Here is an 11,839-nt window from a genome sequence, read left to right as displayed (position 1 = left end):
CTTGACGAGGAAGAGGCCGTAGGTTCAATCCCTACCGCACCCACCAGCGGGGAGAATTTTTCTCCCCTATACTTTTTCCAGGGTCTTCAGTATCAGTTTGCTCATGTCCCTTCCGGCCTTTTTCGCCATCTCAAGAACCTCTTCGGCCGTAATTGGCTTCAAATCGTCGGGTACGGCGCGATCTGATATGGCTGCGAAACCTATCACTTTGATACCGGCGTGACGGGCCACGATAACCTCGGGAACCGTTGACATTCCGACTGAATCGGCGCCGAATCTCCTCATCATTCTCAGCTCGGCCGGGGTTTCAAAATTCGGTCCTGCCACGCCGATATAAACCCCTTCGTAAACACCGATACCGAGTTCTTTCGAAGCGAGTTTTGCCTTCTCGAGGAGTTCCAGATCGAAAGGTTCGCTCATATCAGGAAACCTCGGTCCCCATTCATCTACGTTAGGTCCTATGAGCGGATTGTCGCCCATGAAGTTTATTATGTCGCGGACGAGCATCACCCTCCCCACTTCAAAGTCGGGGTTCAATCCTCCAGAAGCGTTGGTGATGATGAGAACCTCCACACCGAGTTCCTGCATTACGCGTATGGGAAAGGTTATTGTTCTCATGCAGTATCCTTCATAGTAATGAAAACGTCCATTCATAAGCATCACTTCGTGGTGGAGTACGTTTCCAAAGGTGAGTTCACCTTTATGACCCGGAGCCGTAGAAACTGGAAAACCCGGCAAATCCTCGTAGGGTATGGAGATGGAGTTTTCGAGACTTCTGGAGATGTCTCCAAGTCCGCTCCCCAGTATTATGGCGACCTTCGGCTTAGCGGGTACCTCTTTCTGAATGAAATGGGCAGCTTTTTTGACGTTTTCCACGTAAGTTTTCAGCTCATCTTGAAGATCAGAAATACTCATGCCGGCCCTCCCTCTAAAATCGATATTCTATTATAGCAAAACGACGGACAGCGTGCTGGAACTGTGCTATAATCACACCGAATTAGTCCCATTTAGTTTTTTTGTTGAGAGGAGAGTTACGATGAGGTTCTCACAGCTTTACGCTCCTACCCTTAAGGAAGCTCCATCCGATGCAGATCTTGTAAGTATCAAACTTTTGATAAGAGGCGGCTTCGTCAGAAAGGTGGTCGCGGGAGTCTATACATATCTCCCGCTCGGCTTGAAGGTCTTGAAGAAGATTGAAGAGATTGTTCGCCAGGAAATGAACGCGATCGGTTCGCAGGAGATATTGATGCCCATAATACAGCCTGCCGAGCTCTGGCACGAGACGGGACGCTGGGACGACTACGGCCCGGAGATGATGAAGTTGCAGGATCGTCACGAGAGGTTCTTCACACTCGGCCCGACACACGAAGAGATAATCACACACATTCTCCGCAACGAACTCAAATCATACAAGCAATTGCCGGTTTCTCTCTACCAGATAGCCATGAAATACCGGGACGAGATAAGGCCGAGGTTCGGTCTTATGAGGTCGCGGGAGTTTCTCATGAAGGATGCCTACAGTTTTCATGATAGTTGGGAATCTCTCGACGAGGCTTACAAAGACTTCTACTCTGCCTACGGTAAGATCCTCGAAAGGCTCGGACTGGATTATCTAGTAGTGGAAGCCGATTCCGGAGCTATCGGCGGTAACGAATCTCACGAATTCAACGTTCTGGCCAGGTACGGTGAATCCACGCTTTTGTACTGCGATTGCGGTTATGCCGCATCAGACGAAAAGGCTGAGTATCTCTTCGAATCAGTCTTGCAGGATCGGGAACCTGTGGAACTCGAACTGATTTCTACACCTCAATCTCGAACGGTCGAGGAAGTAACGGCCTTTCTGGGTATCAGTTCCAGGGATATTATAAAGTCTCTTATATACAGTGGAAGAAACGGGTACGTGATGGTTTTGATAAGGGGAGACGAAGAACTCAACGAATCGAAGCTGAAGGCCTCGATGAACGATCAGACACTCACTATGGCGACCCCCCAGCAGATTTTTGAACTTCTGAGAGTTCCTGTCGGCTTTGTCGGACCGGTCGGTCTGCCCGGCGGGATAGAAATCGTGGCTGATCTTTCGATAAAAGGTTTGAAAAACGCAGTGGGTGGAGCTTTGAAAGAAGGTTTTCACTATCGTGGCATTCTGCCGGAACGCGATTTCAAGATCGGGAAATGGCTGGACCTCAAGATGGTGAAGACCGGGGATGCCTGCCCGAAGTGCGGAAAACCTTTGAAATCTGCAAAAGGTATCGAAGTCGGTCACATATTCAAACTGGGAACGAAGTACTCGGACAAGATGGAGGGAGCGGTCACCGACGCTCAGGGAAATGCAGTTCCCTATGTTATGGGCTGTTACGGCTGGGGGGTGTCGAGAACCATAGGGGCGATCGTTGAGCAGTTGCACGATAAAGACGGTATACTCTGGCCTCTGGAGGCGGCGCCTTTCGATATCATCGTTACGGCGGTCAACACCAAGGACGAGGAGATAATGAAAAGATCCGTCGAAATATATGGATTACTTAAGAAAAAGGGTTACGATGTGCTTCTCGACGACCGGGAGACCTCACCGGGCATGAAATTCAAAGACGCAGACCTCATTGGAATACCGGTGCGTGTAACCCTGGGCAAAAAACTTGCCGAAGGCGTAGTAGAAGTCAAGTCCAGGACTGAAGAAAAGCCTGTCATGGTGAGCGTAAAGGATGGCTACGGTCCGATCGTTGAAGAGGTCGAAAGGCTTTTTGCGAGCTATGATCCCGAGAGCGTATTGAAACCGGAGGATGAGTAATGGGAATCTTTTCCAGACTCAAGGAAGGGCTGAAGAAGACTCGAGACGGTTTCTTCAAGAACGTCAAAAAACTTCTTTCATTCGACAGGCTAGACGAGGAAACGCTCGAAGAGATCGAGGAGTTGCTTATACTCTCCGATATGGGCTCAGAAACTTCTCAAGATGTAATAAAGGCTCTGAGAGAGAGAATGCACAAAGGAAAAAATCCGATAGATGTTCTAAAAGACGTGCTTATAGAGATTCTCGATATCCCTTATGAACAGAAAACCGCGAAGCCCCATGTCATATCGGTGGTGGGCGTGAACGGAACGGGCAAGACAACCACGATCGGCAAGTTGTCGCAGCTCTATTCTCAACAGGGAAAGAAAGTGGTACTTGCGGCCTGCGACACTTTCAGGGCCGCGGCGGTCGAACAGCTTCGAATATGGAGTGACAGGTCGGGAGTCGATTTCATAAGCCAGGGTCAGGGCGCTGATTCCGCGGCGGTAGGCTTCGACGCTATAAACCACGCCATAAGCAAAGGGAAAGATGTTGTTATCATAGATACTGCCGGGAGACTTCACACCAGAAGCAACCTGATGGAAGAGCTGAAGAAGGTACACAGGGTGATCGGGAAGGCAGCCCAGGGAGCTCCGCACGAAGTACTACTGGTCATAGACGCTACGACAGGTCAAAACGGTCTTATTCAGGCCGCGAAGTTCAAGGAAGCCGTGAATGTAACGGGTATCGTGCTCACGAAACTGGACGGTACGGCGAAAGGTGGCATAATCTTTGCCATAGTGAAGGAGCTTGGCATACCGGTGAAATATATAGGTGTTGGCGAGAAGATAGACGACCTAAAGCCCTTCAAGCCGTCGGAGTTCGTGGAAGCTCTCCTTTCAAGCGATGAGGAGAGTTCTGAGGAGGTTTAGAGTATGGGTTTCACTCTCAAAAGTAGTTATGCGCTGAGAGCTCTTTACAAGATGGCCAGATCGGCACGTAACGGAAAAGATAAAATGTCTCTTGTTGAGATCGTGAGCGATAACGAGATCCCGAGAGATTTCCTCGAAAAGATCTTTGGGGAGCTTAGGCAGGCGGAAATAATCAAAGCCGTCAGGGGCAGGTATGGTGGTTATTCTCTGGCGAAACCGGCGGACAAGATATTGATCAGGGATATAATCTTGAAACTCGATCGACCCATGAACTCCTACGCCTGCCTTCAGAAGGACGGCAAATGTGTCGAGGATCCTGACTGTACGGTGAAATACGTCTGGTTCAGGTTATATAACGCCATGATGCGAGAGATTGGTTCAATGACACTTGAAGATCTCCTTGAATACGGGGACAGGATATTGAACAACCCGCCGGACAAACTCGGGATCGAGGAACACACTTAGTCATCTTACGGGAAGGAGGATGACGCTTTGCCCTTGAAGAAAGGGAGAACGGGCGGAGCGCCGATTTTCATGAAGGCCGTCTATCCTGGTTCTTTTGATCCAATAACTTACGGGCACATCGACCTGGTCGAGAGGTCGAGCAAGATCTTCGATGAAGTGATTGTGTTGGTTATGGAAAACGTAAACAAGAAACATTTTTTCGCACACGAGGAGAGAATGCGGATGGTCAGACTCGCGGTTTCTCACATACACAACGTGACCATAACCACTCACAGCGGTCTTCTCGTGGACTTCGCCAGAGAGAACGATGTAAAGGTTGTGATTCGAGGGCTCAGAGCGGTCTCGGACTTCGAGATGGAGCTTCAGATGGCCCATGCAAACAAGTCCATGTTAGCTGATTTCGAGACGTTGTTTCTTATGACGGAGACCTCCAACTCCTTCATCTCTTCGTCCATGGTCAGGGAGATCGCCTCTTTCGGCGGGGACATTTCTAAATGGGTCCCACCGTGCGTCAAAGGTGAGTTCAAAAGAAAATTGGGTAAATGACTTTACATCGCAGAAAATAAACTGCGTTCAACTGAGTTATAATCTTCGATGGAATTTTAATGAAGGAGGACACACAATAATGGCTGAAATTACCAGTGATATGGTAAAGCAACTCCGCGACGCGACCCAGGCCGGCATGATGGATTGTAAGAAGGCTCTTGTAGAAACCAATGGCGATTTCGAGCTCGCAAAGGATTATCTTCGTAAGAAGGGGATTCTGAAGGCCGACAAGGTCTCAGGCAGAGAAACCGGAGAGGGAATAATATACTCTTACATTCATCACAACAACAAGCTCGGCGTGCTTCTCGAACTTGACTGTGTTACTGATTTCGTCGCTAGAACCGACGAATTCAAGGAACTTGCTCACAAAATCTCTCTGCAACTTGCAGCGATGGGAGCACGGTTTGTCTCCAGAGATCTCGTCCCTCAGGAAAAGATAGAGAAGGAAAAGGAGATCTACGCCGAACAGGTTAAGGAAAGCGGAAAACCTGCCCACATAATTGAGAAGATAGTCGAGAGCAAGCTCGAGAGCTTCTACAAGGAAAACTGTCTGCTCGAGCAGGAATATGTCTTCGAGAGCGGCAAAACTATAAATGATCTGATCGTCGAGTTGATTTCCAAAACGGGCGAAAACATAAAAGTGAAGAAATTCGTTCGCTGGCAGGTTGGCGAATCCGACAGTTGAGTTTCTAAGGTGAGCGGTGCTCACCTTTTTTTATAATCTCCGGAGGTGGGTATGTATAAAAGAGTTCTTCTAAAACTCAGCGGGGAAGTTTTGAGCGGCGAAGGCGGAAGGGGATTCGACGAAGCGTCCGTAAACTATCTACTCGAAGAGATTCTTCCGGTAATTCGAACTGGCACACAGCTGGCGATAGTTATAGGTGCCGGGAACCTTGTGAGAGGCAGAGAACTGAGGAATTTGAGAAATTCAAGGGCCGACGAGCTCGGAATGCTCGGGACCGTTATGAATGCAGTTTATCTAAAGGAAATTCTCAGCGAGGCAGGGGTGAAGGCCGTCGCAATCTCCTCGATTGTGAAGTTGCCTTCTCTAGACGATCACAAGTACGATCGCATCGAGAAATCGCTGAATAGCGGAGAGGTTGTTATATTCGGCGGAGGTACTTATCTTCCCTTTTTCACAACTGACACGGCGGCCGCCGTCAGAGCGGTCGAAATAGGTTCGGACGTTATCATAAAAGGCACCAAAGTCGATGGCGTTTACGATAAAGACCCGAAGAAAAACGATAATGCCGCAAAGATAGACAGGATAACCTTCGCCAGCGCTATTGAAAATAATATAGAAGTTATGGACCGCGAAGCCTTTTCCATCTGTCAGAGATACGGTGTACCGGTAATAGTTATAGATTTCTTCAAGAAGAGAAATCTTTTGAATGCTATAATGGGCGAGAAGATAGGCACGCTTGTAATTCCCGATTGATGGAGGTGATGAAATGTACGCACAGATAGTTGACCTGGTTGCTCGTGAGGTTCTTGATTCGAGGGGAACACCTACGGTCGAGGCCGAAGTCTGGCTGGACGATGGCGGTCATGGAAGGGCCATAGTACCTTCGGGGGCTTCTACGGGTAAGTTCGAGGCGCTCGAGCTTCGTGACGGAGATAAGAAAAGATTTCTTGGAAAAGGCACGTTGAAAGCCGTAGAGAACATAAATGAAGTGATCGCTCCCGAAATAGTAGGTCTGAACGCTTTCGATCAGACTGCCATCGACGATTCGCTGTTGAAGCTTGACGGTACAAAAAACAAGGACAAACTCGGTGCGAACGCGATACTCGCCGTATCGATGGCAGTTGCCAGAGCCGCGGCCGACAGCATAGATACCCTTCTCTACAAGTATCTTGGAGGAACCAACGCAAAGGTCCTCCCGATTCCCTTCATGAACATAGTGAACGGTGGAAAACATGCCGACAACAACCTGGATATCCAGGAGTTCATGATAGTGCCGGCCGGATTCAAGTATTTCAGAGATGCTCTGAGGGCAGGAGTCGAGGTCTTCCATCACCTTAAAAAACTCCTGAAAGACGGTGGACACGTGACCGCGGTCGGCGACGAGGGCGGTTTCGCTCCCAGTTTCGAGAGCAACGAAGAAGCCATAAAGTATATAATAAACGCCGTTGAATCGGCCGGCTACAAACCAGGAGAAGAGATCTTCATAGCTCTAGACTGTGCGGCCAGCGAGTTTTTCAATGAAGAGAAGGGTTTGTACACCATAGATGGCAAGGAACTCACTCCCGACCAGCTTATAGATTACTACGTAGATCTGACCGAGAGATACCCGATAATCTCCATAGAAGATCCCTTCAACGAAGAGGATTGGGGAGCTTTCTCGAAGCTAACCGAAAGGGTCGGCGGAAAAGTCCAGATCGTCGGCGACGATCTTTACGTGACGAACATCGAGAGACTTAGAAAGGGAGTTGAAGAGAGGGCCTCCAACTCGATTCTTATAAAACTGAACCAGATCGGTTCGGTCACCGAGACTCTCGACACTATAGAGTACGCCCAGAAGCACGGTATGACCTGTGTGATTTCCCACAGATCCGGTGAAACTGAAGATACGTTCATTGCCCACCTCGCCGTGGCTACAAACGCGGGGATGATCAAAACTGGCTCGGCGTCCAGAACCGATAGGATCGCCAAGTACAACGAACTTCTGAGAATAGAAGAAGAGCTTGGCGAACAGGCAGAGTACAGAGGACTTTCTTCTTTCTACAATCTCTGAGAATTTTTTCGGGGCGCGGGGATTCTCCGATTCCCGCGCCTTTTGCACGGAGGTAAGAGAGATGTTGCTGGATATAATAGGACCGGTGATAGTTGGGCCTTCTAGTTCCCACACGGCCGGTATGGCGAGGCTGGGAAGAGCCTTCAGGTCGCTTTTGAATGGAAGGCCGGACGATGTCAAATTTCTTCTCAACTCCCCCCTCTTCGCCACCCACAGAGGCCACGGAACGGACAGGGCTCTGGTTGGAGGAGTGCTTGGCATGAAAGAATCCGATCCCTCTCTCAAGCAGGCTCTGGAGATGGCCGTGCAGAGCGGTATGTCTTTTAGCTTCGAGGAGGTCGATATGCCTGAAGCTCACCCGAACACGGTAAAAATAACCGGACAGAACTCCGATAGATTTCTCAGTATCACGGGAGCCTCCATTGGAGGTGGAGAGATCAGGATAACATCGATAGATGACTTTGAGACCGGCGTGAACGGAAAGTATCCCTCGCTTATACTCATAAACGCCGATGTTCCCGGCGCTCTGGCTCAGATAGTGCGACTGGTGTCGGCGAGCGATATTAACATAAGCAATCTGTTGCTGTCCAGGGTGGATCCGTACAGACGCGAGGCTCTCTGTGTTATTGAGCTCGACGATGAGCCCGATCAAGACCTGATTGTAGAAATAAAAAAACTGAAGGTAGTGAGAAGAGTCTCTTACCTTGAGAAGCTGGATGTAGTATGATGACTTTCGAAGAGCTTGTAAATACATCCAAAGCCTCTAAAACCCCACTCCATGAAGTGATTTCCGAGTGGTACATGATGAACACCGGAGACGATCCAAAAAACGCTTTGAAGACATCGCTGAGACTGGTAGAGGAGATGTTCAACTCCTTCGAAGCGAGAAAATCCAACCCTTCGAAATCTCTAACCGGATGGGTCGGAGAGAACGACCAAAAGGTCAGGAACTCCAGACCTTTTTTACTGAGTCAGATCGTTCATTCGGGTATAGAAGTAGCCTTATCTATGGCCGAGCACAATGCGAGCATGGGAAAAATTGTGGCCTGCCCGACGGCCGGTGCATGTGGAGTCGTTCCGGGAGCGTTGATCTCCATGCACAAGAACCTCGGAAAGAGCATGGAAGAGCTATCTCATTCTTTGCTGGTGGCCGGTGCGGTTGGGGAAAGAATAAGGAGAAAAGCCTCGATTTCCGGCGCGGTGTCGGGTTGTCAGGCCGAAATTGGAACGGCGACCGCCATGGCTTCGGCCGCAATAGTATACGCGGTGAACCCGGGAAATTACGACGCCCTGGTTTCGGCACCGGCTCTGGCATTGAAATCGTTGCTCGGACTGGTGTGTGATCCGGTTGGCGGCTTTGTCGAAATCCCCTGCGTCAAGAGAAACGCTTTCGGAGTATCTACGGCCTTCACGGCGGCCGAACTCGCTTTGGCCGGCGTAGAATCGGTCATACCGTTTGAAGAAGTGGCCGAATCTCTAGGCAGGGTGGGAAGGAGACTTCCCGAGGAGCTCAAAGAGACGGGCAAAGGCGGTATAGCGGTCACTAAAACGGCACGGGATATGCTTACAAAGTTCCTGGGTGTTGACAGAAGAAGATAATCGTTTTAGAATTGCCTTGCCCTATTCCCGGTTCGAGGCATAGCCCTTTCCTGGATAGAGGACTCATTAAGGAGGAGAGATATGGAAATCAACAAGCAGGAACTTGTCAAGGAGTTTCAAATCCACGACAAAGACTCCGGTTCCACAGAAGTTCAGATAGCTATTTTGACTGCCAGGATAAGACATCTCACCGAGCATCTCAGGAAACATCCCAAGGACTTCCATACTAGAAGAGGATTACTCAAACTCGTCGGAAGAAGAAGAAAGATGCTCAGATATATAAAGGCCAAGAAACCCGAAGTCTATCTAGAGCTGATAAATAAGCTTGGATTGAGGGGTTGATAACACAACTAACTCGACAGGGAGCGGGTGACCGCTCCTTTTTTGCGTGGATTTTATGCAACTGTTATAATTGAGTATTTGAGAATAGAAAAAGAGGTGTTGTTAGTGAGCTACAAACAATGGGAGAGAGAGTTTTTTGGTCAGAAGCTGGTGATCGAAAACGGCAAGATGGCAAAACAGGCCCACGGGGCAATTTTGCTCAGATACGCCGATTCGGTACTGCTCACCACCGTTGATGGGAACGAAGAAGCGATGCCCGGAACGGATTTTTTGCCCCTGACTGTAGAGTATCAGGAAAAGTTTTACGCGGCTGGAAAGATTCCGGGAGGGTTTCTGAAAAGGGAGAACAGACCCAGCGACAACGCGGTTCTATCTGCGCGAATAATAGACAGACCTATCAGACCGCTGTTTCAAGACGGTATGAGAAACGAGATACAGGTTATAGTCACCGTGCTTTCGGCCGATCCCGACAATCCACCGGATATCTGGGGAATAATGGGAGCATCGCTTGCGCTAAACCTTTCGGAGATACCCTTCGAAGGAGTAGTTGCCGGAGTTCAGGTTGGATATATCGATGGGAAGTACGTCATATTCCCATCGGCCGAAGAACTGAAGCGATCGGAACTGGACATCGTGGTCGCGGGCACCAAACATGCCGTGACAATGGTCGAAGGCGAGGCGAAAGAAGTATCGGAAAAGATAATGGTCGGCGCGCTGGAAGCCGCGCATGAGGCGATAAAGTCTCTGGTGGTCTTCCAGGAGGAGATACTGGCTGAATTCGAAATCAAAAAATGGGAGCTGGAAATCCCGACCGCTCCGGAAGGTTTCGTCGAAGCCTTCGGGGAATTCGTAGATAGAGATAAACTGGCCGGGCTGATGCTTACACCCGGGAAACATGCCAAAGATAAAGCGTTGAAAGAATACAGGGATCAACTCATCGAGGCCTTCGTCCAGAAGGTTAACGATCGCTGGTCAGAAGAAGAGATAATGGGAAACATCGGTTACCTGAAGGATTCCTATCACGACGTGGAGAAAGAAGTGATGAGAAGAAGGATCGTTCAGGACGATGTGAGAATGGACGGGAGAAAGCACGACGAGGTCAGACCGATCACGATAGAACTGGATCTCCTCCCAAGAGCCCACGGTTCGGCCCTCTTCACAAGAGGAGAGACACAGAGCCTTGGCATAGTAACCCTGGGAGCCACCATGGATGAACAGATAGTGGATACGATGTTCGAAGAGGGCTCGAAATCCTTCATGCTGCACTACAACTTCCCTCCCTTCAGTACCGGAGAAGTGAAAAGATTGAGAGGCCCTGGAAGGAGAGAGATAGGTCACGGTCATCTAGCCGAAAGATCTCTCAAGAACATTGTCCCCAAGGACGAAGACTTTCCTTACACGATCAGAGTCGTCTCGGAGATCCTCGAATCCAACGGATCATCCTCGATGGCAACAGTCTGTTCGGGATCTCTGGCTCTCATGGCTGCAGGAGTACCGATGAAGAAACACGTTGCCGGGGTTGCAATGGGTATGATTCAGGAGCCAGATAAAACGGTGGTCCTGACCGATATACTTGGAAACGAAGATCATATGGGTGACATGGATTTCAAAGTCACCGGTACCCGCGACGGTATTACGGCCTTTCAGATGGATGTAAAAGTATCTGGTGTTTCCGGAGATATAATGACGCAGGCCCTTGAACAGGCGAAAGTTGCGAGACTGAAAATCCTTGACCTTATGTACCGGGCGGTAGATACTCCTAGAACGACTGTGTCCGATTATGCACCGATCATCAAGACGATTGCGCTTCCTTATGAAAAGATAGGCGAGATAATTGGCCCCGGTGGAAAGGTTATCAAGAAGCTTTCGAGCGATTACGACTCGACAATCTTCATAGACGACGAGAAGTCACTCGCGAAGATCGTGGGGAACGACCACGCTAAACTCGAGAGACTCGAAAAAGTCATCGAGGCTATAATATCCGAGGCGAAACCCGGCCAGATATTCGAAGGAAAGATCACGCGCGAAGAGGCTTATGGATTCTTTGTGGAACTCGCGCCGGGAAAGACGGGACTCCTGCACGTGTCGAAGATGGGTGAGAATTCGAAAGAATTCCTTAAAGCGCACAAATTAGGAGACATAATAAAGGTAGAAGTCTCGGGTATCGATCAGATGGGTAAGATAAGCCTGAAACTGGAAGGCGTCGAAGTGACCGAGGAACAGAGAAGAGAGAGGAAACCCTATCCAAGAAACGAAGGTAGAAACAGAAACGAGCGAAACAGAAAGTAGGTAAGCGACATTGAGCATTCTTTATAAGGAACTTTCAAATAACGCTACTCTTGTCGGCGAAAGAAAAGAAGAAACCAGGACGGTTTCGATGGCTTTTGCGGTAAAAGTAGGATCCGCTGATGAGGATGATCCCATCAGCGGAGTTTCTCATTTCATAGAACACACTC

The 11,839-nt window shown here is 49.3% G+C and carries 13 protein-coding genes; 12 read left to right on the top strand and 1 reads right to left on the bottom strand.

Translation table 11 applies throughout. The features are described from left to right. Positions 1-66 precede the first annotated feature (66 nt). On the bottom strand, positions 67-915 hold the full coding sequence (locus PKX57_RS09455; RefSeq protein WP_472416973.1) for a purine-nucleoside phosphorylase: 849 nt from the start codon (positions 913-915) through the stop codon (positions 67-69). A gap of 121 nt (positions 916-1,036) precedes the next feature. Between PKX57_RS09455 and PKX57_RS09450 the strand changes: the two genes are divergently transcribed. The 12 genes from PKX57_RS09450 to PKX57_RS09395 all read left to right on the top strand — a co-directional run. Continuing rightward, a complete protein-coding gene (locus PKX57_RS09450) occupies positions 1,037-2,785 on the top strand; it encodes a proline--tRNA ligase (protein WP_214049148.1) in 1,749 nt (582 codons plus the stop codon). Further along, positions 2,785-3,696, top strand: a complete 912-nt coding sequence (ftsY, locus tag PKX57_RS09445) for a signal recognition particle-docking protein FtsY (protein WP_213921402.1) — start codon at positions 2,785-2,787, stop codon at positions 3,694-3,696. Before PKX57_RS09450 ends, ftsY begins: the two co-directional genes overlap by 1 nt. Before the next feature lie 3 nt (positions 3,697-3,699). After that, positions 3,700-4,161, top strand: a complete 462-nt coding sequence (locus tag PKX57_RS09440; RefSeq protein WP_213921403.1) for an Rrf2 family transcriptional regulator — start codon at positions 3,700-3,702, stop codon at positions 4,159-4,161. A gap of 69 nt (positions 4,162-4,230) precedes the next feature. Continuing rightward, positions 4,231-4,707, top strand: coding sequence for a pantetheine-phosphate adenylyltransferase (coaD, locus tag PKX57_RS09435; protein ID WP_213921412.1), 477 nt, complete (start codon positions 4,231-4,233; stop codon positions 4,705-4,707). Between the two features lie 79 nt (positions 4,708-4,786). Then, complete coding sequence (gene tsf, locus PKX57_RS09430) at positions 4,787-5,392, top strand: translation elongation factor Ts (RefSeq protein WP_472416970.1); 606 nt, start codon at positions 4,787-4,789, stop codon at positions 5,390-5,392. A 51-nt stretch (positions 5,393-5,443) separates the two neighbouring features. Further along, entirely contained in the window at positions 5,444-6,145 is a 702-nt protein-coding gene (locus PKX57_RS09425) for an amino acid kinase family protein (RefSeq protein WP_213921405.1), read from the top strand. Between the two features lie 13 nt (positions 6,146-6,158). Then, a complete protein-coding gene (eno, locus tag PKX57_RS09420) occupies positions 6,159-7,442 on the top strand; it encodes a phosphopyruvate hydratase (protein ID WP_213921406.1) in 1,284 nt (427 codons plus the stop codon). A gap of 61 nt (positions 7,443-7,503) precedes the next feature. Next, positions 7,504-8,169 carry a serine dehydratase beta chain gene (locus PKX57_RS09415; protein ID WP_213921407.1) on the top strand — a complete coding sequence of 222 codons (666 nt, stop codon included), beginning with the start codon at positions 7,504-7,506 and terminating at the stop codon, positions 8,167-8,169. Continuing rightward, positions 8,169-9,041 carry an L-serine ammonia-lyase, iron-sulfur-dependent, subunit alpha gene (locus tag PKX57_RS09410; RefSeq protein WP_472416968.1) on the top strand — a complete coding sequence of 291 codons (873 nt, stop codon included), beginning with the start codon at positions 8,169-8,171 and terminating at the stop codon, positions 9,039-9,041. The genes PKX57_RS09415 and PKX57_RS09410 overlap by 1 nt, the downstream gene beginning before the upstream one ends. Positions 9,042-9,128: 87 nt before the next feature. Continuing rightward, on the top strand, positions 9,129-9,383 hold the full coding sequence (rpsO, locus tag PKX57_RS09405) for a 30S ribosomal protein S15 (RefSeq protein ID WP_408631274.1): 255 nt from the start codon (positions 9,129-9,131) through the stop codon (positions 9,381-9,383). 105 nt (positions 9,384-9,488) lie between these two features. Next, on the top strand, positions 9,489-11,672 hold the full coding sequence (locus tag PKX57_RS09400; RefSeq protein ID WP_213921410.1) for a polyribonucleotide nucleotidyltransferase: 2,184 nt from the start codon (positions 9,489-9,491) through the stop codon (positions 11,670-11,672). Between the two features lie 10 nt (positions 11,673-11,682). After that, on the top strand, positions 11,683-11,839 hold a 157-nt coding region (locus PKX57_RS09395; protein WP_472416975.1), incomplete at its 3' end, for an insulinase family protein.

The sequence above is a fragment of the Mesotoga sp. genome (assembly GCF_035363035.1).
Taxonomy (GTDB): Bacteria; Thermotogota; Thermotogae; order Petrotogales; family Kosmotogaceae; genus Mesotoga.
This window is presented reverse-complemented; position numbering and strand designations above follow the sequence as displayed.

What these genes read in the sequence shown, in the direction of transcription:
- PKX57_RS09455 (WP_472416973.1), bottom strand. Translation starts at nt 915, where the DNA reads ATGAGTATTTCTGATCTTCAAGATGAGCTGAAAACTTACGTGGAAAAC.
- PKX57_RS09450 (WP_214049148.1), top strand. Translation starts at nt 1,037, where the DNA reads ATGAGGTTCTCACAGCTTTACGCTCCTACCCTTAAGGAAGCTCCATCC.
- ftsY (WP_213921402.1), top strand. Translation starts at nt 2,785, where the DNA reads ATGGGAATCTTTTCCAGACTCAAGGAAGGGCTGAAGAAGACTCGAGAC.
- PKX57_RS09440 (WP_213921403.1), top strand. Translation starts at nt 3,700, where the DNA reads ATGGGTTTCACTCTCAAAAGTAGTTATGCGCTGAGAGCTCTTTACAAG.
- coaD (WP_213921412.1), top strand. Translation starts at nt 4,231, where the DNA reads ATGAAGGCCGTCTATCCTGGTTCTTTTGATCCAATAACTTACGGGCAC.
- tsf (WP_472416970.1), top strand. Translation starts at nt 4,787, where the DNA reads ATGGCTGAAATTACCAGTGATATGGTAAAGCAACTCCGCGACGCGACC.
- PKX57_RS09425 (WP_213921405.1), top strand. Translation starts at nt 5,444, where the DNA reads ATGTATAAAAGAGTTCTTCTAAAACTCAGCGGGGAAGTTTTGAGCGGC.
- eno (WP_213921406.1), top strand. Translation starts at nt 6,159, where the DNA reads ATGTACGCACAGATAGTTGACCTGGTTGCTCGTGAGGTTCTTGATTCG.
- PKX57_RS09415 (WP_213921407.1), top strand. Translation starts at nt 7,504, where the DNA reads ATGTTGCTGGATATAATAGGACCGGTGATAGTTGGGCCTTCTAGTTCC.
- PKX57_RS09410 (WP_472416968.1), top strand. Translation starts at nt 8,169, where the DNA reads ATGACTTTCGAAGAGCTTGTAAATACATCCAAAGCCTCTAAAACCCCA.